This is a genomic window from Vibrio sp. YT-17 (genome assembly GCF_033337375.1).
Taxonomy (GTDB): Bacteria; Pseudomonadota; Gammaproteobacteria; order Enterobacterales; family Vibrionaceae; genus Vibrio; species Vibrio alginolyticus.
This window is the reverse complement of the sequence record NZ_JAWOQP010000011.1, coordinates 121,785-145,111: the sequence shown is the minus strand read 5'-3', so window position 1 is coordinate 145,111 and position 23,327 is coordinate 121,785. Positions and strand designations below refer to the sequence as shown.

Here is a 23,327-nt window from a genome sequence, read left to right as displayed (position 1 = left end):
TCGTCACGGCCAGTTAGTGTCTGAAATCTATAGTGAATAGTTCAGCATGTTTAACGTGGCCGTGCGGAATATTGCTCTAGTATGCTTAACTCAACGAATAGCGGCTTGCACTGGCAACAGAAAGTGGCTTAGAGAACCAATAACCTTGCAGATAATCGACGCCCATTTCGGTAAAAAATTCACACATTTTGGCGTCTTCAATTCCTTCAATCACTACTTCAATATTATTTTCCTGGCACATAGTGATAAGAAACTTCAGATATTCTTGTGAAGAGCGGTTGGTTAGTGTTTTCCACGCCATCGACCTATCAATTTTGATTTGTGTCATCGGGAGGTCGAAGAAGCTATTTAATGAACTGTAACCCGATCCAAAGTCATCCAGAGAGAGTGCAAATCCTAGTTCCCTGAGGGTATTCAGAGGGGCAATGGCTGTCTGATTATTATCCAAAATAAACGTTTCTGTTAGTTCCAACACAATAGACTCAGGATCGACACCAACCTCATCCGCCATGGCTTTAATTCGCGCAGGGAATTCACTGTTCATTAACTGAAGTACAGAAACATTCACGTTGACGCGAACTTGGTTTTGGTAACGCTCACGGTAGTTTTTGATAAATTCACACGCTTTGGCAAAGACTTGATATCCGAGTTCGACAATCAAACCTTTGTTCTCTGCCACGGGGATGAATTCGTCTGGATAAATTTCGCCAAACTCTTTGCTACGCCAGCGAACCAGAGATTCGAAGCTCACCACTTTTGAGCTTTTGGCGTCAATAATTGGCTGAAACTTAACGCTTAATGTCTGTTTTTCTAGTGCACTTTTTAGACCTTGCTCAATAAAGAAATAACGGTCTACGGCATGCTGAGTTTTCTCACTGTAAACCGCAACACGGTCTTTATTCTGCTCGCTTGCGTACTGACAAGTTCGTGCTGCTTTACGTAATATTTCCTCTGCTGAGTGACTTGGATCTATGCAAGGATACAAACCAATACTAATGTTACTTCCTAAGTATTGGCCCTCTTCAATCACTGCCTCGTGGTAGGTTTCCTTTAAACTTTCGGCATAACTTTGCAGCGTTTCTACCGAGCATTCATCGTGAATCAAAATCGCAAAGTCATCATCATGTACGCGATATACAGAACTATTTGGAGAAGGTAGGTGACTGAGAGTTTGTAGCAATTTTTCCACTAACCCATCGACCAACTCGCTGCCATATTGATTTAAGTAAGATTTAATCTCTTCTATCTGAATGTAACAGATAGATGCACAAGAATCGGTGGCTCGCACACTATCTTCAATATCCAGCAAGAGATGGGCGCGATTAGCCATACCTGACGCATTGTCATGAAATGCGACTTGATGAATGTAGCTTTCCATCAGCTTGCGTTCAGAAATATCACGGTGGCTACCAACCATATAATGACCATGTTCTGTTTCTTTGGTCATGGCTACGCCTTCAATCCAGACGTACTGTCCATTGGGTTTACGCACGCGGTAGGTCGTTGTGACCCTCGTGTTGTTGGTAATGATGTGAGCATCGACCCGAGTGGAGAGTCTTTCTCGATCGAGAGGGTGAACAAGGTCTAACCATTGCTCTAAGCTGATTCGACCAGCGTTGATACCAAGCTGCTCATAAAAGCCCTTGTTATAAAATACCATGGTGCCAAACTCATCCATGTAAAAGAGGCCTTCGTTAAATACATCGAAGATATGAATGAATCGTTCTTCGACGATTTTTAGGAACTCTCGGTCACTATCTGAGACTTGTTGGTCAAATATGGTGGTCAAGATATTTCCTCCTCGAGCCTTTTAGCATCAGAGATGAGTGTTGGGGTTGATAACATAGAGTTGATCTGCTGGCGTACATTACAATCACAAAAGTGTCAGTTCAAATTGTTTGGCTATCATTTTATGCGCTACTAGGTTAATAACATACTAAGATTAGGCGGCTAATCATCGACATTTATAAAAAATAGTCAACAGTAAAAATCATTTATAAAATACAGTTATTGATGCCGTCCGCAATCTATAAATATTTATGAATAATTATCCTAAAGTTATTTTCAGTTGTGTCGGTATCAATGTGCGGTTTTCTAACGTCATTTGTATATATGTTATCTTGGATAAAACCATAATAACAAAAAGGACTTAATGAGCGCGACCGATTATTAATTGACAGGATGCTCATTAATTGTAATCAATTCAAATTTATTATCACGCCAAGTAATCAAATCTCTTATAATGCGGACGTTAATATCGAGTAAGCCTTCTTTATATGCAGTACGATCCGAAAAATTCAATCAAAATTGCGCTCGCTGATATCGGCGTTGGTATGTTTGTTACCGCGATAGAGCACAACAAGCGCGTCAATTTAGCCAATGCAGGGCGGATATCTAGCCCTGAAGGCATTAAGAAGCTTGCTACAAGTGGCGTAAAGTATGTTTGGGTAGATCAAACATTATCTTCGCAGCAGTGTGTCTTCAAGCCTGTAGATGAATCAACTGATGCCACTAAAGAGACGCGAGAGCAGAAACACTCCGATTTTAAGAGGGGTCAACGAGCTTATCGTTCGAGAGACATCCAACACAAGCGAGCCAAAAGGCTGATCGCCGAAGCAAAAGATTTGGCGCAAAAACTATTGAATCAAACTTTTGAAGGAAAAATCATAGAAGTTGATGAAGTAGAAGCTTGGGCTGACGATGTCATTGAGAGTGTTTTTATTGACTCAGATGCGTTGCAGTGTGTCTCTGCACTCCGAAAAAAAGATTCTTATTTATTGGAACACTCCGTCAATGTCGCTTGTCTTTTAGTGTCATTCGGTAAGTACTTGGGCTTGGATAAACCAACGCTAAAACAGCTTGCTGTAGGTGGCATTATTCATGATGTAGGTAAAATTAAAGTCGATGATAAGATCTTGCACAAGCCAGCGAAGCTAACGCCTGAAGAATTTGAACATATGAAGCTACATCAAGTGTTCGCAGGTGAGATTATCCTTCACGTAAAAGGGCTTAGTGAAGTAAGCCGTGATGTTTGTTTGATGCACCACGAGAAGTTAGATGGCAATGGTTATCCTAGAGGCTTGAAGGGGGAGGAGATTCCAATTCACGGCCGTATGAGCTGTATTGTAGATATCTACGATGCGCTAACGGCTGATCGCTGTTACAAAAAAGGCATGAGTTCTGCCGAAGCGTTTAAAATCTTGTTGAGTCTAACGCCATTTCATTTAGACGCCGACTTAGTTTACAAATTCATTAATTGCATTGGGATGTACCCCGTAGGCTCCATTGTCGAGTTGAACGATGGGCGTGTTGGTATTGTTTGGTCTTCAAATGAATCTCAAGCATTAAAGCCAGAAGTGAAATGTTTCTACTCCCGCAAGTATAAACGATACATTGATGTCACGATGGTGGATTTAAAAACGAGTGCGTACAAAATTGAAAGAGCGATAGCGCCTTCATCGTTAGAGATCGATCCTAAGCCTTTTTATGATTAAGAGAAATAGATAAGCTTATACAACAGGCTTTACATCCTTGCATGTAGATCGTATTTTATTTGCATAACTATCTATTAATTTTTTCTAAGTTATTTAGATGCAAGATGGTTATTAAGACCTCGGCTTCATGGATAGAAACCGGGCGATAAAATAGTTCTATACACAATGGGCTATAAACCTCATTTTTCTGGAAGGGATGCCAATGCAAATAGATACATGGATTTTTTACACTCTTGCCATTCTCGTGCTCACTGCTTCACCAGGACCAAGCTCACTGTTGTGTTTGAGTAAAGGAGTGAGTAGTGGGTTTCGTATTGCTTTCATGACTGCACTTGGCAGTTTGTCTGCGATTACGATCATCCTTACGCTCTCATTTACCGGGCTGGGAGTTGTCATTGCTTCATCTGAGTTAGTTTTTAATATTATCAAATGGTGTGGTGCCGCTTATTTAATCTGGTTAGGTATTCAAGCGTTGCGCTCATCTCAGACAGATTTTAATAAAACGGCAACGACTCAAAGTTCCGCGACAGCGTTCAGCGCGTTCACTAGTGGTTTCATTGTTGGCGCTAGTAACCCCAAAGCGATAGTCTTTTTCACCGCTTTGTTTCCTCAATTCATTGAACCTTCCGCACCGCTACTGGCTCAATACGCGATTTTCGCGTCTACATTTGTGGTTTTTGAGCTTAGCTGGCTAACATTTTATGCATTGTTAGGGGTAAAAGCCTCTGATTGGTTGTTTGTCGCTGGAAGAGCGAAGTTGTTCAATCGTTTGACTGGTGGAGTATTTATTGGTGCTGGCGTGATGTTGTCGACGGCAAACCGATAAATAAGACAGACTTCGGTACGCAGTTAGGTTTTCCCATATAGTAAGTTGGAATGCGCTAATTTAGCTTTGTCTTATTTCCAGAATGGAAATAGACGTTTTGTTTATTTTCATTAGTGGCAACAGCCAAGCAGGAGTAAAATCACGTTACTCTTTAGGGGTAGAGCTCGTATTTTGTCTTGTGGGCTTGTGGTTACTTTGTAGGAATATCTTAGATGACAAGCCTTTCTAAACTACAACAACGTTTTCTAGATATCGCGACCGACGTCCGTCTTTCTCCAAAACAGAAGTCGAGTTTTTTAGCTTTAGAGGCGGAAGCGTGCATTCCTTACATGACCGTATCTCCATCACTGAGACAAGCAATGGATGAAGGCATCATCTGCGATATGTTTGAAGGTCATGCACCGTTTAAACCTCGCTACGTGTTGCCTGATTACGCTAAATTTCTATCGCAAGGCTCAGACTATTTAGAGTTGTCTCCGGCTGATGATTTCGATGATGCGCTGAATATGCTTACCATCATTTACCATCATGTTCCTTCGGTAACGAACATTCCGGTTTACTTAGGTCAGTTAGATGATGTCTTGTTGCCTTACATAGGCGACCTAACAGAGAGCCAGATTTACAAAAAGTTAAAACATTTTTGGGTCATGCTGGATCGCACATTGCCAGATGCGTTTATGCATGTGAATGTCGGACCGACAGACAACATTATTTGTCGCACTGTTTTAAAAGTAGATGCGGAGCTCAAGCAGATCGCACCGAATCTCACCTTTATGTACGACGAGACAGTTACACCTGATGATTTACTTCGTCAAGCGACACAGAACATTTGTGAATGCAGTAAACCGCATATCGCCAATTACCCAATGCACGCGAAAGCCTACAACGGCTCACGCTTTGGTATTGTAAGTTGCTACAACTCGCTTCCATTAGCAGGTGGATCGAACACATTGGTGCGAATGAATTTAAAAGAAGTTGCAAAACGAGCATCAGACTGTAACGACTTCTTAAACAGTGCGTTGCCTTCTTACCATCGATTAATGGTCGAGCTCATAAACGCAAGAAGCACGCACTTGCATGAAAAATCGAACTTCTTTCAAGGCTTTTTGACGCAAGAAGGGTTGATAAAAGAGTCCTATTTCGCGCCAATGTATGGCGTGTACGGCATGGCCGAAGCGGTAAACCTTCTATTTGAAAAAGAAGGGCAAATAGGGCGATACGGAAAAAATGATCGAGCAAATACTTTTGCTCATGATGTTTCAGCAACACTGGCTAAACTGGTAGACTCAACCCCGGTGAAATATGGTTTAGATGGCAAAGCGCTCTTACATGCACAAGGCGGCATTAGCTTAGATCATGATGCTACGCCAGGTGTACGTCTGCCTTATGGTGCAGAGCCAGACCCTGTCACTTATGTACAAGCAACGGCGAAGCATCATCAGTATTATCGTGCGGGTATCAGCGATATTTTGACGATTGATGAAACGGTGAAATCTAACCCAGAAGCGATGTTCAATTTATGTAAAGGGGCACTAAATGCTGGTTATCGTGAGTTTACCGCGAATGTCACTTCAAATGACTTAATTCGCGTGACAGGCTACATGATCAAACTTTCAGATGTCGCGAAATATGATAAAGAAGGTTCGAGAACCAACACGACGTTTCTAGGTGCGGAAGCAGCAAAAAATACCAAAATTTTAGAACGCTCACCACGTGTGGTGAGTCATGAAGTAACACCGACTTACACGCAGGCATAAGTTCGGTTTAGGAAAGAACAAGATGTCTAGACGAAGTGGAAGCCTTTTGGCAAAAGTCACTCATATCCTTCCTTTCTCTTGTGTTGATGGGCCAGGAAATCGTCTAGTCATCTTTCTACAGGGTTGTAACTATCAGTGTTTGAACTGCCACAATCCTCACACGATAAACCATTGTAATCATTGTGGTGAGTGTGTGAGTGAATGTTCAGCAGGCGCATTGAAGTTCGACGAAAACAACAACGTTGTTTGGCTTAAAGAGGAGTGCACCCACTGCGATCATTGTATAGAGATATGTCAGAACCAATCTAATCCAAAAATTACTGACTACTCTGTAGTAACAATGCTCGATTTGATACGCAAACATCGCTTTTTCATCAGTGGTGTTACTGTATCCGGTGGGGAATCTACCTTACAACTTCCTTTCATTATTGAGCTGTTTAAAGGGATAAAACAAGATCCTGAATTACGGCACCTCTCTTGTTTCATCGACAGTAACGGTTCTTTAGCGGTTGCTGGTTGGCAGCGTATTCTCCCTTTTCTGGATGGCGCAATGATCGACTTGAAAGCGTGGCAGACGGAGACGCATCAGTGGCTAACTGGGCGTGATAATCATCGTGTATTTAAAACCCTTCATTACCTAGCTGAACACGAAAAATTGTACGAGGTCCGCTTACTGCATATTCCCCAAAAAAGTGATTTAGATATAGAAATCGTAGCAATTGGACGTTACTTGAGTACTCTTCCTGAATCGGTGCTTATCCGTTTAAATGCCTTTCAGCATCACGGAGTAATGGGGGAGGCGTTAACTTGGGATATGTGCTCTCATCATGATATCGAACGCTTAAAATCAGAGCTTCGATGCTACGTGAGTAACCCTATCACCGTGCCGACAGTACTCACGTAGTACCGTTGTTTATCTATGCTTACGCATCACAGGCATCTAAATCTAACATGGCGCAAGCGTCGAGTAATTGTTGCTGTAACCATTTTAAAGCGGGATCGTTTAAGCTCGCTTTGTTCCAAACGAGGCTGTAGGCTACTTGCCCGTAATCGAATGGAAGAGCTTGCTCAACCAAACCTTTTGCTTGCATTGCCGCTCTTGCCCAAAGCTTGGAGCATGTGAACAAGTAATCCGAGTGCTGACACATCACCGCAGCTGAACCAAAGTCGGCTACACGCATGGCCAAGTTTCGCTTTGAATGCCTTTGGGTGAGATTTTGCTCAAAATAAGGTTGTGACAGATCTTTATCATGAATACCGATGTGTCTTGCACAAAGGTAACTTTCAACAGATAAGGGTTGCTCAGCGAGTGGGTTCGATGCTCTCATTAAGCAAACCATTTCGTCTTTCAAAATGGTTTTCCATACCAAGTCTTTATTTTGTGTGGGTGGTTGGCTGAGATCGTGAGGAAGCAACAAAAAATCCACTTGACCTCTTGCTAATGCATCGAAACTCATTTCCTCTTTCGCATGGACATTCAAGTGCGCGTGATTGCTCAGTTGTTGGGACAAGTGCTGTAGAACTGGCGCAAAGAGCTCAAACGAACTTTCACGCATTGCTAATGAAAAACTACCTTGATAGTAAGCCGGATTAAAAGAGCCTTGATGTAATAACCCATTCATACTGGAGAGTATGCCATGGATTGATGGGCCTATATGCAGCGCAAATGCTGTCGGCACTAAGCGAGTGCCATCACGGTAAAAAAGGTCATCCTTTAGCGTTTCGCGCAACTGTCCGAGCGTTTTACTGACGCTCGATGGTGTTACACACAAGCGTTCTGCCGCAAGTGTGACGCTGTGAGTGGTTAACAACATATGTAAAACAGTTAGATGTTTAAGGCTTATACGCGAAAGAGCAATGTAGTCCATAAATAGCATGGTTTCTTATGATTTTTGGCAGTATATCAGCATGAAACAAATTTTTACTATTGTTTATCTCGGAAATACGCCTGTTTCTCTTTGAGCTCAATGCATTTGATGGGTTGCATAAGGATTGATGGTGCTTATAAGTCTAGAAATTTATCTTAGTTTTGTTGGACTTTAATGCTTTCATTTATTCAATTCTAAAGCTTCTATGTAATTTTAATCAATTTGGAGGAGTTGATTGATTTGTACACGAATTAAACTTGTTCCTTGTTAATTAAAATAGATATTGTTTTGTTGATTGTTTGGTGATTTACTCATGCTCCCTCAGTAACAAAGGTATAAATAATTAATGGACGACCCCTTTAGTCGACAAAACCCTTCACCATATGTCTTCTTATTATTGGAGACATGCTCATGCTAGAACTTTTTATGCAACCAGAAGCTTGGGCTATTTTCGCCACTTTGTTTGCGCTTGAAGTTGTCTTAGGCGTTGATAACGTCGTTTTTATCTCTGTCTTATGTGAAAGACTGCCGCTGCACCAACGTAAGCTGGCAAGAAACCTTGGTATTGGTCTTGCTGTTATTGCTCGTATTGGTTTAGTGTTTTCAATCTCTTGGATCATGCAACTGACTCAACCACTATTTTCTTTGGCGAAACAATCGTTTACCGGAAGAGACATCATCATGATTGCGGGTGGTGCATTCCTCTTGGCTAAAAGCCTGAAAGAGTTGTGGAGTTGGTTAAATCACAACGAGTCTGCTCACTCAACTCACGCCCGTACTGGTTTAGCGGTAGTTCTGTTGCAGATTGTTGCCGTGGATGCTGTATTCTCGATGGACTCGGTGATAACCGCCGTTGGTTTGACAAGTGATGTCCCACTTATGGTCGCAGCGATTGTTTCGTCAGCTATCGTGATGGTCATGACAGCCGAAAAAATAAATAACCTGGTGTCGTGTTACCCTGGTTTTAAGACACTTGCTTTGTTATTCCTCGTTTTGTTAGGTGGTTTATTGATGGCAGAAGGCTTCGAAATTCATATCAACAAAGGTTATGTGTACTTTGCGATGGCATTCGGCTTAATTCTGGAACTTTGTCATATCCAGTTAAAAAACAAACAACGCCCGACTATTAAACGTCTTAGTCCGTTGCGAGTTCATCCAACGAGATTAGAAGCTCGTCAATAATAAAAGATATTGCCGCTCATATGAGCGGCATTTTTATATTCGTCATCACCTATTTTTGCTCTCTTTTTATTTTGTTGTCGTTTCGACAAAAAATCGCATTTGTTGTGAGGTTGAAGATTTTTTATATAGACCGCCCAACTAATATGAGTGAACGACAATAATGGATAAAATGATCGATGCGTTAGCAACCCATGGCTACTACATCTGGGATGATTTTCTTTCTGAACAAGAAGTGGCTCAATTACGAGACTGCATTCCAAGTAACTGGAAAAAAGCGCGTATTGGTCGTAATGACGATGTGACTCGTATTGAGTCAATTCGAAGTGACAAAATTCAATGGTTATCGCCCAATATGGGGCACGCGGTTACTTCTTACTTAGATAAGATGGAAGAAATACGCCAAGAAGTGAACCGTCACTTGTTTCTAGGACTTTTTGAGTATGAAGCTCACTTTGCCAAGTACGAGGAAGGGGATTTCTACCAAAAGCATCTAGATTGTTTTAAAGGTAATGAAAACCGTCGATTGACAACCGTTTTTTACATGAACGAATCTTGGACGGAAAAGGATGCAGGTGAATTGGTGGTTTACGATCTAAATGATAATAAGATAGCAACCATCCCTCCTCAATCAGGACGCTTACTTTTATTCTTATCTGAGCAATTCCCGCATGAGGTTTTACCGACCAATGCTGAGCGTTTCAGTATTGCAGGTTGGTTCAGAATCAATGGTGTGCGAGACAATGTACTTGATATTGCAAAATGATTGGTTTACAACCTGCACAAAATCAGCAAAGGGCGTAGATACGCCCTTTATCGATTAAACATTAGTTGATAGCTCGTAACACTCGGTCATGTTTCGCTCTAGCACTGCATAGACGTCAGAACAAAGTTCTTGTTTAGCGACTTGCTCGCCCATAATCGCGGCGATTTGTGCTTGCGCCATTCGTCCTCGGTAGGGACGGTCCTGAGACAGAGCTTGAAAAACATCGGCAACCGCGACAATACGCGAAGGTACATCGAGTTCGTCTCCTGTTTTATGATAAGGATAGCCAGAACCGTCCAAACGCTCGTGATGATTAGAGGCCCACTCCGCTATTTTAGCGTTGGGAAACACTTTGTGTAATGCGAGCTGAGTATCAATTGTATGGCGTTTAATGCGCGTATACTCTTGTTTATTAAGAGAGCCTTCTTTATGAAGAATCTCATCTGGTGTTTTTAACTTTCCGATATCATGCACCAACCCAGTAATAAATAACATCTCTTGGTCGTGCTCACAGAACCCAAGCTTGATGGCTAGATACCGAGATAACTCCGCCACTTTTTGCGAATGTTGATAAGTAAATGGGCTTTTTGCGTCAACAATTCGAGCGATAAACATTCCCAAACTATTCATATCTTGGATGGTGAGCTGTTTTTGAAGCCAATCAATGCTTTTAAAGTTTAATCCGATGGTTTCTATATTTTCAGACTCCATCGCGAACCAAAATGCGTCGGTCATAACGAGCTTAACCATTGCCTTAGCCATGTCTGGATTAAACAAAGTTCCAGCGTTTGCCATGATGCATTCTGCAATTAGTTCTTCATGAAGTGTGACAATGTCACAGTGGCAGTTCATGACGTATTTGGAACGCATAAAATCGAGACGGTCGGCTAAATAGAGTAGGGCAGCGACCTCTTTTTCAAAAGGCGGTAAATCAAGATATTTTAGTTCACTCCAATGTGTATGGTGGTAAAGAACAGGTGTAGCAAACTGACGCAACAAACGACACTGCTTGAGGCTTCGGTATCCTCTTAAGCAATGTGTTTTTACATCTTGTGGCACCAACTCCTCAAGTAACATTTTATGTTCTTGTGTTTCGGAGACCCCACAATCGTGGATCATCCCTGCGAAGTAGCAAAACTCCGCTTTTTCTGGTTCCCAGTTCATGACCCGAGCACATTGGTAAGCGATGTAAGCGACACGATGGCTATGGTGCGTATCATCAACACCTACATAGTCGAGTGCTCGAGCAACCCAGATAAGTGCTTGTTTCAGATCGACTTCAAAGCCCATGTCCGTATGGGAATGGCAAGAATGATTCATGGTTTATACCGACATTGCTAATTAGCCCACGCTAAACCCAAATCAGAAGGTGATAGGAAAAATTGGGTACGACAGCGAATAGACCCCAAAAAGGTGGGCGTTTAGACATAGTTTTGATTATGGGCGGGATAATAATCCTAGTTGCATAATAATATCACCTGAAGCTCATGGTTAAGAGTCAGATATTTGAACTAAGTATAAGTTTTGAAAGATTATTGTTGCTCTTGTTGACTTATTTGAAAACGACAATAAATCATGATGTAACGCATTCTTATTTTTATTTTTGTAAATCGTGTTCGGGCTCAACCAGAGACACACGGTATTGATGTGTGATTAACAGAATTTATATTGTTGTTCTTGAAGGCAAAAAATAAGAAGACTTCTTCGAGGCTTGCTCTGTAACTAACAGAGTATTAGGTAAAGCAGCTTGTTAACAACATGACAATAGAGCGTCGTTGAAAATATTTTCTCTGTAGCTCATGTTGTTGAGGAAAGATAATAAAATGGTACGGCTTCCCAGCGATGTTAGCCTTTTTGGTGAGATAAGTTTATTGAAAATGTGTGATTGCAAAGTAAGCATAGGTGGTAAAAGTAGCTAGAATGATAGCTCTAAATGAAAAGGATTTCGTATGTTGAAGCATCGTTTATATCGGACTTACACCGCAGGGTTAAAAATAGCAGCCCTTATCCTTCCTATGCCGAGACCAACCTTGTTTTCCGGCCCTGGTTCGATGAATGAGCTATTAGAATCGATGGCCGAGCTGGGATTTAAACGCGTTTTGTTAGTTACCGACGAAGGGTTGGTCCAAGTCGGTATTGTAGATAAGGTGCTTGAGGCAGCAGCACAACTCGATTTACAGTTAGATGTTTTCTCGCAAGTTAAGCCCGATCCTACCTATGATCAGGTAGAGAGTGGTCTAGAGGCTTATCATCGTTTTCATTGTGAGGGCATATTAGCTTTGGGTGGCGGCTCTGCAATGGATTGTGCAAAAGTTATCGCTGCGAAAGTTACCAATAAACGGCCAATAAAAAAATTAGCTGGACTATTGAAAGTATGGCGAATGCCAGCGCCGCTTTTTGCTATTCCAACAACGGCTGGAACCGGAAGTGAAGTTACTATCGCTGCGGTCGTGTCAGATCCCTCCTCACACATTAAAACCCCTTTAATGGATCCAAAGTTGGTGCCACTAATGGCAGCTTTAGATGCGAATTTAATGATTGGTTTACCTCCTAAGATCACGGCTGATACTGGCGTTGATGCATTAACCCACGCTATTGAGGCCTATGTATCGAAAAACGCTACTCAAGAAACGATGGCTTATTCGGTTGCCGCTATTAAACTCATTTTTAAATATCTTCCTAGGGCTGTGATGCAAGGGGATGATGTCGAAGCTCGTCATAAAATGGCTATGGCATCCTATTACGCGGGTTTAGCATTTACCAAAGCGAGTTTGGGTTATGTTCATGCCTTTGCTCACACATTCGGTGCGAGATATGGAATACCTCATGGTATGGCAAACGGATTAGCCTTGTTGCCTGTGCTGCGCTTTTCATTATCAGAGATTGAGCCTCAACTAAGAAAGCTCGATGAGTTGACGGCCGAGGGGCAGTTAGGTAACGCAAGTGCTCAGCATTTTTTGGCGAATCTGGAGTCCTTGTTTTCAACTATTGATATTGAGCAAACCAGTGCGCTCATTCAACGTGAAGATGCTGATGCGCTTGTTGATTTAATTCTGAAAGAGGCGCACTGGAATTACCCTGTTCCCAAGTTCATGAACAGGGAAGAATGCACACAGTTATTGTTAAATATCAGCAAGGCGTAAATTATAGTTTACATGTGTGGTTTTTTATCCTTACACTTTGCTTGATCTTCTGCTAAAGATCCTACAATATCGACGGCAATACAAATATGGTGTTGGTTTCGGTCCGCCGTTGCCCGATCTAATACTGATAATTTCTAATAAAGTGTAAAGATTAATATACAATGAGTCGTTCTAAAGTATTCGGTAGTACGCTAATTATTGCGGGCACTACAATAGGCGCTGGTATGCTAGCGCTTCCACTTGCCTCTGCCGGCATTGGTTTTTCAACTTCAATTATCATCATGCTAGGTTTATGGGCTCTGATGGCTTTCACTGCCTTGCTTATGCTTGAGCTTCATCAACATGCGGAGAGTAGTGCTACACTTCATACTTTGGCGAAACAGATCCTAGGTCTAAAAGGCAAGTGGGTGGCAAGTTTTGCGATGTTGTTTCTTTTCTACTCATTATGTGCAGCGTATATCGCTGGCGGTGGTGCTCAGTTCGGAGACCGCCTTGCACAATGGTTTGACCTCGATATTTCAGGGCCTACATCAACGATAATCTTTACCTTGATTGTGACTTTAGTTGTGACAGTGGGTACCGGTACGGTCGATAAAGTAAACCGAGTTCTGTTCGCGATGAAGCTCATTGCGATGGTTGCGGTGCTTTCTTTTCTTGCTCCAAACGTTACGGAATCTTACTTGTTAAGTATGCCAATCGAACAAGGCCTTGTTGTAGCAGCGATTCCGGTGATCTTTACTTCGTTTGGTTTCCACGGAAGTATACCTGCAATTGTGAATTACTTAGACGGTGACACTTCTTCTTTACGCAAAGCCGTTATTATTGGTTCGACGATTCCACTCGTTATTTATATCTTTTGGCAAATCGTGACGTTGGGTGTGGTTAGCCAAAGTACGCTTGTTGAGAACGGAGGGTTGAGCGCACTGATTGGTCAACTATCTCAGACAGTACACCAATCAAATTTGGGTAGCATTGTTGGTGTGTTTGCTGACTTGGCATTGTTGACATCGTTCCTTGGCGTGAGTTTGGGTCTATTCGAATTTTTGGGTGATACCATCAAAGGAAGTAACGATAAGCCTAATCGTTTGATTGCGGCACTAGTGACGTTTACTCCACCGCTAGGCTTCGCACTTTTCTATCCTCAAGGCTTTATTATGGCTTTGGGCTATGCAGCGATTGCCTTAGCGATTTTAGCCATCTTTTTGCCTTTGGTTATGGTGATCAAGGTTCGTAAATCGGATGATTTTACTGGGGAGTACCGCGTCGCTGGTGGTCAAGGTGCGCTAGTGATAACGGGCATTGCTGGCACTGGTATCGTATTAGCTCAGGTGTTAATTACGCTAGGTGTGCTTCCTGCTCTAGGCTAGTTGTTTAGAACGTTCTTTGAATAACCTCTAGTTACTGAATCCATCGTAATCAATCAGTATTGTTAGGCCAACGAGTTTTGCTCGTTGGCTTTTTTAATCTGGATCAAATTACCGTAAGATATCCGGTGAAAAAATTGGTAGAAATGTGCTTTTATTTCGTACACTTAAGTTGTGGTATATCGATAATTTAAGTGGAGAAAACCGCTCAAAATACCATTGAATTTGCAACACAATGAGCTTTTCTTGTTTCTCTGCTTTGGTGTGGAGGTGAAGCATGGCGCACCGGAGTTTTTACCCGTTTGCAAAACCGCTTAACGAGCAACTGCAAACGCTAAAAGGCAGGATGCAGGCGCACTTGCCATGTATTGATAGGGTGTCATTTGCAAAATATCACCCAGACCAAGATGTGCTCAAATCATTTGCAGAAAGTGAGTTTGACACTTGGTGTTTAGCCCATCACGAATCAGCATTCCGTAAACTCCACCACCTCAATATTGCCTCTAAAAACGCGGTTCCTCGTATCGTCGAAGACCTTCATGATATTAATCACTGTCCTCGGGTTCAAATTTTACTCAAACACGGATATCAGTCGTCGGCTGCTATTCCTTGTTATGACAATAAAGCTTTTACTGGTTTTGTATTTTTGAACTCCACTCAACGTGATGCGTTTAGTTTAGAAGCGCTGAATGGTCTTAAACCTTATTTCGAAATGATTCGATTTGCGGTTGAATCAGAGACTCAAGTAGTCAATGCGATAGAAACGCTAGCGAACCGAATGCAATGTATGATGCCAGGCTATTCACCTGAGTATTACGCGCATACCAAACGCATGAAGTACTACAGTCAAATTATCGCAACGCAGTTAGCGGATCGTTATCACCTGAATGACGAAATGGTCGAAGATATTGGTATTTTTGCTCAGTTCCATGCGCTCGGTGATAGTCAGCTGCCAGTTGAAATTGCTAGCCGCCGAACAAATTACTCTCAAGAACAAGAGGCGATATTGATTCAACATATTGAGCGTTGTATCGATTCAGCGGATGACATAGTTACCCGTATCGGAAATCCGGTTCACCCGAGTGTGACTTTGTTTTTGCAGATGGTTACTTATCAGTACGAAAACTTAAATGGCACTGGTTATCCTTATGGTTTAACCAATGATGATATACCAATCGCCGCGCAAATTACGGCTGTCGCAAATGCCTTTGATTTTATGACGACGCACCATCCGTATAGACAAGCGTGGTCCATCCCATACGCATTGTTAGAACTTGAAAAATGGGTATATCAGGGATGGTTATCTCGAGAATGTGTTGATGCTCTGCGAGAGCATCAAGGTTATATAAAGCAAATCATCCACAAATATCCCGAGCACTATACAGGCTTGGGGTTAATGTGAAGAGCAGTAACAAAGTTGAAATGTTGACGAGGAGGAATATTTAAACAATACTGTTTTTATATACAGTAATAAGTTTGGAGGTGAAGTATGTTGTGGGAAACCCTTGAAAGAGTAAACCGCTTACGCCAACAAGCACTTGCAAATCCTGAGTTTGTTGAGTCAGCAAAAGAGCACGAACAAGCACTTCAGGAGCAAGAATACCATTATCAAACTAAGAAAAAGCGTTCAGCCAAAGACAAACAAGGTAAAAAGTCGCTGGCCGATATCTATAAAGAAGTAGAGTTTGGCGCTGACGCTCGTCATTAATGTATTCACTGCGGCATTTTTCATTTCTTCATACGCTGCAGTATTCGTTCAAATTTATGCGAGAGCAGTGGGAGACCGCTGCTCTCGTTGACCTGCCTATAATTTACTAATGAAGTTCAGCAGAGCAAATTATCACTAACACTTAGCAATTCTCTCAATGATCTTGTTGATGTAATGATAATGACAACGGTTTGCATTTGTATCTTTGTTGTTATATAAAACCTCCCTTATTAATCGTTCTGTTGAATAAGAACGGCAAACGTGATCAACGAATGAGAGCTCTGAATAACTGTTATTCGTAAATGGCTATTAGGTGAAGTAGGGATGTTGGAAGCTAAAGCACTCCAGTTTGAGATTGAAGGCAAGTCATTGCTAAAAGCGTTTGATGTGACATTTGAACCCGGAAAAACATACGCTCTTGTTGGACACAATGGTTCAGGAAAATCCACATTGTTAAAGTTGCTGGCACAGCAACAGCCATACACCGCTGGTGACGTGGTTCTGCATGGAACGAGCATTAACGATCTCTCAGCGAAAAAATTCGCCCAACACATTGCCTACTTGCCTCAGCATCTTCCAGTGACCGACAGTATTTTAGGTCGAGATTTAGTCGGTTTTGGTCGTTATCCATGGCATGGTTTACTTGGACGTTTGAGTAAGAAAGATCACGACATTGTTGAAGAAGCAATGGCGATGACAGGCACACTAAAATACGCAGATCGCTTAGTGGACACGTTATCTGGAGGAGAGCGTCAACGTGTGTGGCTAGCTATGCTGTTAGCCCAAAAAACCGAGTATTTGCTTCTTGATGAGCCTTTGTCTGCGCTAGATATCAGCCATCAAGTCGATATGTTGAAGCTTATCTCTAAACTCAGTCAAGAACTGGGCTTGGGCGTTATTATCGTATTACACGACATCAACTTGGCTGCACGATTTTGCGACTACATCGTTGCATTACATCAAGGTGATTTGATTGCACAAGGCAATGTTGAACAGGTGTTTACTGAACCTAAGTTGAGGGACATATATGGGATAGAGATGATGATCTCTGACCACCCTGCGGGTTACCCGGTGGCGATGCCAAGCTAAAGGTTGGAATAATGAGCAGTACAAACACTCGACTTAAACATTTCTCTTTCGCTCTCTCACTTAGTGCGCTTTTGGTCAGTTCTTTTCAAGCACTAGCTGACGCATCACCTCGGGTGATGTCGGTTGATTGGACACAAACTGAAACGATGTTGGCGTTAGGGGTTGTGCCCGTAGGCGTCGCTCAAGGGCAAGATTACGATGCTTGGGTAAAATCGCCACCGTTACCACCTCAAACTAAGGATGTAGGGTTAAGAACTCAACCCAATATAGAGCGTATTTACGAGCTCAGACCTGACCGTATTTTTATTGCCCCGTACTTCTCCTCAATGAAGCATCGTTTAGTCGATATTGCCCCCGTTACCACGATTGACTTATATGAAAGCGGGATCACAGATTGGTCGGTACTTACTCGTTTCACTCGGAGGTTTGGTGAAGAGCTGGGAAGAGAAGCGGAAGCAGAGGCGCTTATCCAACAATATGAAAAACGTTTCTCTTTATTAAAACAGCGCATAAACAAAGACCAGCCGCCGCTTTTAATGATTCAGTTTATGGATACGAAGCACGTTCGTGTTTTTGGTCAAAATAGTCTTTACTCTCAGGCTATCGAAAAGATTGGGCTGAGTAATGCATGGAATGAAAAGACGAATAGCTGGGGCTTTAGCCTAGTTGGCATCGACAAGTTAGCTGGCATAAAAGCTCAAATTGTTATCGTAGAGCCATTACCTTACGGTGGAGCGGAGCAGCTCTCTCAAGACCCATTTTGGCAATATGTTGTTCAACAATCTGGTGAAAAGGTCATGCAAGTCGCACCCGTTTGGAGTTTTGGTTCTATGCCTTCAGCTCTCCGTTTCGCAGAGTTAGTTACGGCGAGTAAGGTCGAGGAGTTAACACAATGAAAACGATGCCTTTAAGCTTTGTGGTGTTACTTTCGGCATTTACCTTTTCTATTGGTGCTTTCCAATTGTACCAAGTAAGCTCATTTTCGTTGGCTCTAATCAGTTTATGGGAGCCTAACTTTCAATCTATCGATTCTGTTTTACTTCACTTTAGCTGGTGGCCTCGAGTCTTCACCACGATTATATCTGGTGCTGGATTAGCGGTTGCTGGGGTATTGATGCAGCAAGTGCTGCGTAACCCTCTCGCTTCACCCACGACACTTGGTGTGGCGAGCGGTTCAAGTTTTGCTTTGATGTTAGCTACGCTATTCGCACCTTGGATGTTGGATATCGCGCCTAATTTGGTTGCTCTCATCGGCGGTGTGATATCGATGGGGTTGGTGATGCTGTTGTCATGGCGACGAGCGTTATCTCCAACGGTTGTCGTCGTTTCTGGGTTAGTGATAAACCTGTACTTTGCATCATTAAGTACGGTTATTCTGATGATGAATACCGAAAAGCTGAATGGGTTAATGATATGGGGAGCGGGTTCGCTTGTTCAGAGTGGATGGGGAGATTTCTCGTATCTTGCCCCTCGAATCGCACTTGCTACGATCATTGCATTTGTGATTGCAAAGCCGTTAAGTCTGTTGGAACTCTCCGAGCAAGGTGCCAAGAGTTTAGGTGTCTCGTTAGCTAAGTTGCGTTTTGTCTGTCTTGGGCTTGCGGTGTTAATCACTTCTTGGGTGGTTTCTGCGGTAGGAATCATCGGTTTCATCGGGTTAGCGGCGCCAGCGATTACTCGATTGATAGGTATCAATAAAATCCAGCATAAGCTTTGGGTATCAATGCTGATTGGTGCCATGTTATTGACTTTAACCGATTTGGTTATTCAGCAACTGCCAGGGCTAATGGCGAGTTTTATACCAACGGGAGCTGCAACCGCTGCACTGGGCGCTCCGCTACTGTTATGGCTGTTACCTCGCTTATCACAAAAGACGCAGGGCCATACTCAAACAGTGTTAACTCGACATCGTGAACATGTTTACAAGCTAAACCCTAAAGCGATCTCATTGGCGTTGATCGGCACGTTAATTTCTGTTGTTCTTTTTGCCACGGTTGCTGTGCAAAATGAAGGGTGGGCAAACTTATTTGCTAGCCAAAATTGGATTTTTTTGGAGTGGCGCGCACCTAGATTATTTGCAGCAGCAATTGCGGGGGCAATGTTAGCGATTGCTGGAACCATGATTCAACGCCTAAGTGGAAACCCAATGGCAAGTCCTGAAGTGATCGGTATCAGTTCAGGGACAGCAATGGGATTGATCATCGCGATGTTTACTGGGTTTGGTTCGTCAATTTTCACTCTTTCTCTAGGCGGGCTCGTAGGTGCATTAGCGACGGTATTAGTCATTGTGCTGCTAAACCGTAAGTCAGGCTTTCAGCCGGAGCGTATTTTGTTGACTGGTATTGCGATAACCGCACTGATGAATGCAATACAGAGCTTTATTCTAGCCACTGGTGACCCAAGAAGTTATCAAGCATTGGCTTGGTTGTCTGGGTCTACCTACTATGTCTCGGTTGAAACGTTACTCCCATTGTCTTTATCTGCGCTTGTCTTTATAGGGTTGAGTTTTCTCTGCGTAAGATGGCTAGATATTCTTCCTGTCGGTGCCGCTTCCTCTAAAGCACTTGGAATTCGAGTTGATCGTTCACGCGCAATACTGCTTCTTTTAGTTGCTTGTCTCACGGTCAGTGCGACATTGGTTGTTGGCCCGATTAGCTTTGTTGGGTTGTTGGCTCCGCATTTAGCTCGCTTATTTGGTTTTAACAAAGCGTCACAACACATGTTATGCGCCGCGATACTGGGGGCAGGGGTGATGTTGTTGGCTGATTGGTTGGGACGACAGGTCCTTTACCCGCAAGAAATACCAACAGGGCTTATGGCGTCTCTCATTGGCGGTTTGTATTTAATGTGGGGTTTACGCCGCTTATAGAGATGAGCTAAGCCTCAACCAAGAAAGTACTTATACAAATAAGCACTCGTAGTGGCATTCGGAACCTATGCGAGTGCTTTATGCAAAACCTCTGGTTTGTCTTTTACGGAAACAACTGGCGATGCCGTAACTCGCTTTTCTTTCAGCGGTCGCTGAATTCACGAAGGGTTGGTTTGGCTGCCGACAAAAAGGAGAAGAATATGACTCGGCAGTTTATGCTGACACCAACGTCAATGGCGATTGTATTAGCTTTATCAACGCCAAATGTCTTGGCTCAGGAAGATGAAAATATAGTTGTGATTGGACAGCAGCAAGACAGTGCAGTTGGTCCTGATTTTAGTTATCTTGGAGCGAAGAGTCGGGCAGCGACAAAAACTGATATTGCCATCAATGAGACTCCAAGAGCGGTGTCTGTTGTTACGCGAGAGCAAATGGATGATCGTGCCTCTATTAGCGTTTCTGACGCGCTACAGTACACACCAAGCATTCAAACTAACTATTTTGGCGAAGATAACAAGCAAGATTGGTTTATTATTCGTGGTTTTAAACAGGCGAACAGCGGGTTGTATCAAGATGGTACCCGTTTATATTCTTCTGGCTTCTATAGTTGGCAAATAGATCCGTTTGCGTTAGAGAGGGTTGAAGTTTTACGTGGTGCAGCGTCTGTTCTTTATGGGCAAAACCCTCCAGGTGGGGTTATCAATGTTGTCAGTAAGCGACCTCAATTTGATGGGGGGTCAGGACTTGTATCTTTGGAGTACGGTTCTGAAGACCGTAAACAACTTTCTCTTGACGTAAACTCTGAGGTGAGTGAGCAGTTAGCTTTCCGCTTTCAAGGGTTAGCGAGAAAAAATGGGACGAGAATTAGTGGGGTAGAAGCAGAGCGCATTCTTCTCTCTCCATCGATGACGTACAAATTTAATGAGACGTCTGAAATTACCTTTCTAACGAGCTATCAAAAAGACGACTCAGATCCTTATCTGCAATTTTTGCCAGTTGAAGGAACGTTAACGCCAAACAAAAATGGAAAGATCAGTGATAGTTTAGCGATAGGCAATCCTAACTGGGAGACGTTTGAGCGTGAGCAGGTGTCTTTAGGCTATGAGTTTTCTCATGCATTTAATGATACCACTTCATTTGTTCAAGCAGCTCGTTACAGCGAAATGGATGTTAAGCTAAGACAAATGTATTCGTACGTTTACTCGGCTGACGTGCCTGCGTTGGGGCCGGCTTTGGACCCATCAAATGAACGCAAAACCATACTTCGGGGTGCTTCAACAGAAGATGGGTCATCTGATGCTTTTAATATCGATAATCGTTTGATGCACCAAGTAAATGGGGGAAGTGTTGAGCATAACTTGATGTTGGGCATAGATTTTCAAATGATCAGTATCGATGGTAAAGATTTTGCCAATGACCCTATAGTTGCTGATGGTAATGCATTATTAAACACACCAATGGGAGCTTTGCCCGATCCTAGGTTTAATGTATTTAATCCTACTTATTTGGATAACATAATGTTACTCGATCCGAATACGCTACAACCATTGAGCGAAACCGATAAACAAAGAACGAAAATCGATAATCAGCAGCTCGGCGTCTACTTTCAAGATCATATGCTGATCAACGATAAATGGGCGATGTTATTGGGCGCACGTTACGACGATACAAGTAATGAAGTACATAATGTTACCACGGGTGCTCGCACGAAAGTCGATAATGGAGAGTGGACGTTTAGCGTGGGAACGGCTTATATTTCTGATTCTGGCTTCACGCCATACTTTAGTTACTCTCAGTACTTTGATCCAATTATTCAAGAAGACAGCAATGGTAAGCCAGCGAAGCCTGAAAGCGGTGATCAATTTGAAATCGGTATGAAATACCAACCGGATTCATTTGATGGTTATTTCAATATTGCAACGTATCGGGCAACAAAAGAAAACTTGGCTCGTATCTACTTGAGTGAATTAACGCAAATAGGAAAAATAGAAAATAACGGCGTTGAGTTTGAAGCTGTAGCTAATGTGACACCATCCTTAACATTGATCGGGAACATTGCGTACGTTGATGCAGAGATAAAAGAAGACATCAATAAGGCATGGGTTGGCAAAACACCTTCCCAAGTGGCGAATACCGTGTCATCAGCTTGGGCACATTATCGTTTCTTTGATGGACCTCTTGATGGCTTTGCTGTTGGCTTAGGCGCGCGCTATACAGGTGAGTCATACGGAGACAATGAAGAGAGACTAAAAGTACCAAGTTATTTCTTAATGGATGCGACGGTCAGTTATCGAATCGGCGATTACAAGCTACAAGTCGCAGCTAAAAACATCGCGGATAAAAAGTACATAGCGACATGTGATGGTTTTTGTTGGTATGGCGACCGACAAAATGTTATTGCAAGTTTAACTTACGACTGGTGAGTTAACGTATAAATAAACACCCCTAACTTTAGGGGTGTTTATTTAGAAATCGGCTTTACGGACAAAGTGCGGGTTTTTGTACTTTTTCTGCGGGCCAAACGATGATACGACAAGTTTGTTCCATAACGTTTTGTCAAACTCACCCTTTGGAATCGAAGGGTAGAGGGTTTCCTCTTCTTCTCTTGCAAAGTTCATATATTGTTTCTTTTTAATTTGATTGTACTTTTTGGCGATCTGGTTATGTTTTCTTACCCACTCCAGCTTGTAATTGTGGAGCACTTTTTCACCTTCTTCGAGAGTCATTCGAGATAGGAACAGTCGCTTGTATGAGACCTTTCTGTCCAGCATTGTGCGCATAACGGTTTGGATATATTTACCGTGATGCGTAATGGTAATGTCGTTTTCATCAATAGGAGTGACACACCAGCCTTTAGGTAAAAAGTCTGGCTTCTTAAATTGCTTATTACGCTCCATTAGCGCCTGATGTAAAACTAAATCAGAGGTGCCGCGGAACGTCTTTTGCCATTTACCGATACGAATTTGAATCGAACCAGGCAAGCGATAGATGTTAGTAAACTTATCTTTGTCCATGGACTTGTGTCATGAGATTAATGTGCATAATTAGAAAGCGGAATTCCGTCCAATGCCACAGGCAGTAGACTTAAGTACCGTACGATTTTACAACGACCTTGCGCGATATAGCGAGGGGTTATGTCAATAATAGGTAAGAAATAGAAAATTAGTTCACATTATGAAGAAATTGGAAGCTAACAAGGCTAAATTTTGAAGTTACACCAATTATGCCCATGCCAACTAAATAAAAAGAAGGCACGGGCATAAA

18 protein-coding genes are annotated in these 23,327 nt (G+C 42.5%); 14 read left to right on the top strand and 4 right to left on the bottom strand.

The genetic code is table 11. The features are described from left to right. Positions 1-85: 85 nt before the first annotated feature. Positions 86-1,789, bottom strand: coding sequence for a putative bifunctional diguanylate cyclase/phosphodiesterase (locus R7F67_RS12815; protein ID WP_005377743.1), 1,704 nt, complete (start codon positions 1,787-1,789; stop codon positions 86-88). Between the two features lie 487 nt (positions 1,790-2,276). Between R7F67_RS12815 and R7F67_RS12810 the strand changes: the two genes are divergently transcribed. The 4 genes from R7F67_RS12810 to R7F67_RS12795 all read left to right on the top strand — a co-directional run bounded on the left by R7F67_RS12810 (position 2,277) and on the right by R7F67_RS12795 (position 6,981). Then, positions 2,277-3,494, top strand: coding sequence for an HD-GYP domain-containing protein (locus R7F67_RS12810; protein ID WP_258475725.1), 1,218 nt, complete (start codon positions 2,277-2,279; stop codon positions 3,492-3,494). A 202-nt stretch (positions 3,495-3,696) separates the two neighbouring features. Continuing rightward, entirely contained in the window at positions 3,697-4,320 is a 624-nt protein-coding gene (locus R7F67_RS12805; RefSeq protein WP_005377741.1) for a LysE family translocator, read from the top strand. Between the two features lie 212 nt (positions 4,321-4,532). After that, positions 4,533-6,077, top strand: coding sequence for a YjjI family glycine radical enzyme (locus R7F67_RS12800; RefSeq protein ID WP_054576916.1), 1,545 nt, complete (start codon positions 4,533-4,535; stop codon positions 6,075-6,077). Between the two features lie 22 nt (positions 6,078-6,099). Beyond that, positions 6,100-6,981, top strand: coding sequence for a YjjW family glycine radical enzyme activase (locus R7F67_RS12795; protein ID WP_042522877.1), 882 nt, complete (start codon positions 6,100-6,102; stop codon positions 6,979-6,981). A gap of 19 nt (positions 6,982-7,000) precedes the next feature. Here R7F67_RS12795 and R7F67_RS12790 read toward each other — a convergent pair whose 3' ends face one another. After that, positions 7,001-7,945, bottom strand: coding sequence for a LysR family transcriptional regulator (locus tag R7F67_RS12790; RefSeq protein ID WP_042522879.1), 945 nt, complete (start codon positions 7,943-7,945; stop codon positions 7,001-7,003). 411 nt (positions 7,946-8,356) lie between these two features. Here R7F67_RS12790 and R7F67_RS12785 point away from each other — a divergent pair, with 411 nt between their 5' ends. Together R7F67_RS12785 and R7F67_RS12780 are read left to right on the top strand one after the other, a co-directional pair. Further along, the gene (locus tag R7F67_RS12785; RefSeq protein WP_042522881.1) at positions 8,357-9,127 is read left to right on the top strand and encodes a TerC family protein; all 771 of its coding nucleotides are present in this window, start codon (positions 8,357-8,359) and stop codon (positions 9,125-9,127) included. A 160-nt stretch (positions 9,128-9,287) separates the two neighbouring features. Then, entirely contained in the window at positions 9,288-9,890 is a 603-nt protein-coding gene (locus R7F67_RS12780) for a 2OG-Fe(II) oxygenase (protein ID WP_005377733.1), read from the top strand. 54 nt (positions 9,891-9,944) lie between these two features. Here the strand turns inward: R7F67_RS12780 and R7F67_RS12775 are convergent, their stop codons facing one another. Further along, on the bottom strand, positions 9,945-11,210 hold the full coding sequence (locus R7F67_RS12775) for an HD domain-containing phosphohydrolase (protein ID WP_054576915.1): 1,266 nt from the start codon (positions 11,208-11,210) through the stop codon (positions 9,945-9,947). Positions 11,211-11,839: 629 nt separating this feature from the next. Here R7F67_RS12775 and R7F67_RS12770 point away from each other — a divergent pair. The 8 genes from R7F67_RS12770 to R7F67_RS12735 all read left to right on the top strand — a co-directional run bounded on the left by R7F67_RS12770 (position 11,840) and on the right by R7F67_RS12735 (position 22,486). Continuing rightward, positions 11,840-13,033: an iron-containing alcohol dehydrogenase gene (locus tag R7F67_RS12770; protein ID WP_053307066.1), complete on the top strand. Its 1,194-nt coding sequence runs from the start codon at positions 11,840-11,842 to the stop codon at positions 13,031-13,033. 161 nt (positions 13,034-13,194) lie between these two features. Next, a complete protein-coding gene (locus R7F67_RS12765) occupies positions 13,195-14,400 on the top strand; it encodes an aromatic amino acid transport family protein (protein ID WP_054576914.1) in 1,206 nt (401 codons plus the stop codon). A 274-nt stretch (positions 14,401-14,674) separates the two neighbouring features. Then, complete coding sequence (locus tag R7F67_RS12760) at positions 14,675-15,799, top strand: HD-GYP domain-containing protein (RefSeq protein ID WP_258475723.1); 1,125 nt, start codon at positions 14,675-14,677, stop codon at positions 15,797-15,799. Positions 15,800-15,886: 87 nt separating this feature from the next. Further along, positions 15,887-16,105 carry a hypothetical protein gene (locus tag R7F67_RS12755; RefSeq protein WP_005377723.1) on the top strand — a complete coding sequence of 73 codons (219 nt, stop codon included), beginning with the start codon at positions 15,887-15,889 and terminating at the stop codon, positions 16,103-16,105. Positions 16,106-16,429: 324 nt separating this feature from the next. Continuing rightward, positions 16,430-17,194: an ABC transporter ATP-binding protein gene (locus R7F67_RS12750; RefSeq protein ID WP_005377721.1), complete on the top strand. Its 765-nt coding sequence runs from the start codon at positions 16,430-16,432 to the stop codon at positions 17,192-17,194. 11 nt (positions 17,195-17,205) lie between these two features. Next, a complete protein-coding gene (locus tag R7F67_RS12745; protein ID WP_054574124.1) occupies positions 17,206-18,090 on the top strand; it encodes an iron-siderophore ABC transporter substrate-binding protein in 885 nt (294 codons plus the stop codon). Then, on the top strand, positions 18,087-20,063 hold the full coding sequence (fhuB, locus tag R7F67_RS12740) for a Fe(3+)-hydroxamate ABC transporter permease FhuB (protein WP_054576913.1): 1,977 nt from the start codon (positions 18,087-18,089) through the stop codon (positions 20,061-20,063). Before R7F67_RS12745 ends, fhuB begins: the two co-directional genes overlap by 4 nt. Positions 20,064-20,263: 200 nt before the next feature. Further along, positions 20,264-22,486: a TonB-dependent siderophore receptor gene (locus R7F67_RS12735; RefSeq protein WP_258475720.1), complete on the top strand. Its 2,223-nt coding sequence runs from the start codon at positions 20,264-20,266 to the stop codon at positions 22,484-22,486. Between the two features lie 42 nt (positions 22,487-22,528). Here the strand turns inward: R7F67_RS12735 and R7F67_RS12730 are convergent, their stop codons facing one another. Continuing rightward, positions 22,529-23,077 (bottom strand): hypothetical protein, encoded by a 549-nt coding sequence (locus tag R7F67_RS12730; RefSeq protein WP_054576911.1) that lies wholly within the window; start codon positions 23,075-23,077, stop codon positions 22,529-22,531. Positions 23,078-23,327 lie beyond the last annotated feature (250 nt).

Excerpts from the sequence above, each read along its gene's own strand:
- R7F67_RS12735 (WP_258475720.1), top strand. The coding sequence starts at position 20,264 with ATGACTCGGCAGTTTATGCTGACACCAACGTCAATGGCGATTGTATTA.
- R7F67_RS12755 (WP_005377723.1), top strand. The coding sequence starts at position 15,887 with ATGTTGTGGGAAACCCTTGAAAGAGTAAACCGCTTACGCCAACAAGCA.
- R7F67_RS12780 (WP_005377733.1), top strand. The coding sequence starts at position 9,288 with ATGGATAAAATGATCGATGCGTTAGCAACCCATGGCTACTACATCTGG.
- R7F67_RS12760 (WP_258475723.1), top strand. The coding sequence starts at position 14,675 with ATGGCGCACCGGAGTTTTTACCCGTTTGCAAAACCGCTTAACGAGCAA.
- R7F67_RS12805 (WP_005377741.1), top strand. The coding sequence starts at position 3,697 with ATGCAAATAGATACATGGATTTTTTACACTCTTGCCATTCTCGTGCTC.
- R7F67_RS12800 (WP_054576916.1), top strand. The coding sequence starts at position 4,533 with ATGACAAGCCTTTCTAAACTACAACAACGTTTTCTAGATATCGCGACC.
- R7F67_RS12765 (WP_054576914.1), top strand. The coding sequence starts at position 13,195 with ATGAGTCGTTCTAAAGTATTCGGTAGTACGCTAATTATTGCGGGCACT.
- R7F67_RS12775 (WP_054576915.1), bottom strand. The coding sequence starts at position 11,210 with ATGAATCATTCTTGCCATTCCCATACGGACATGGGCTTTGAAGTCGAT.
- R7F67_RS12790 (WP_042522879.1), bottom strand. The coding sequence starts at position 7,945 with ATGGACTACATTGCTCTTTCGCGTATAAGCCTTAAACATCTAACTGTT.
- R7F67_RS12750 (WP_005377721.1), top strand. The coding sequence starts at position 16,430 with ATGTTGGAAGCTAAAGCACTCCAGTTTGAGATTGAAGGCAAGTCATTG.
- R7F67_RS12795 (WP_042522877.1), top strand. The coding sequence starts at position 6,100 with ATGTCTAGACGAAGTGGAAGCCTTTTGGCAAAAGTCACTCATATCCTT.
- fhuB (WP_054576913.1), top strand. The coding sequence starts at position 18,087 with ATGAAAACGATGCCTTTAAGCTTTGTGGTGTTACTTTCGGCATTTACC.
- R7F67_RS12810 (WP_258475725.1), top strand. The coding sequence starts at position 2,277 with ATGCAGTACGATCCGAAAAATTCAATCAAAATTGCGCTCGCTGATATC.
- R7F67_RS12730 (WP_054576911.1), bottom strand. The coding sequence starts at position 23,077 with ATGGACAAAGATAAGTTTACTAACATCTATCGCTTGCCTGGTTCGATT.
- R7F67_RS12785 (WP_042522881.1), top strand. The coding sequence starts at position 8,357 with ATGCTAGAACTTTTTATGCAACCAGAAGCTTGGGCTATTTTCGCCACT.
- R7F67_RS12770 (WP_053307066.1), top strand. The coding sequence starts at position 11,840 with ATGTTGAAGCATCGTTTATATCGGACTTACACCGCAGGGTTAAAAATA.
- R7F67_RS12745 (WP_054574124.1), top strand. The coding sequence starts at position 17,206 with ATGAGCAGTACAAACACTCGACTTAAACATTTCTCTTTCGCTCTCTCA.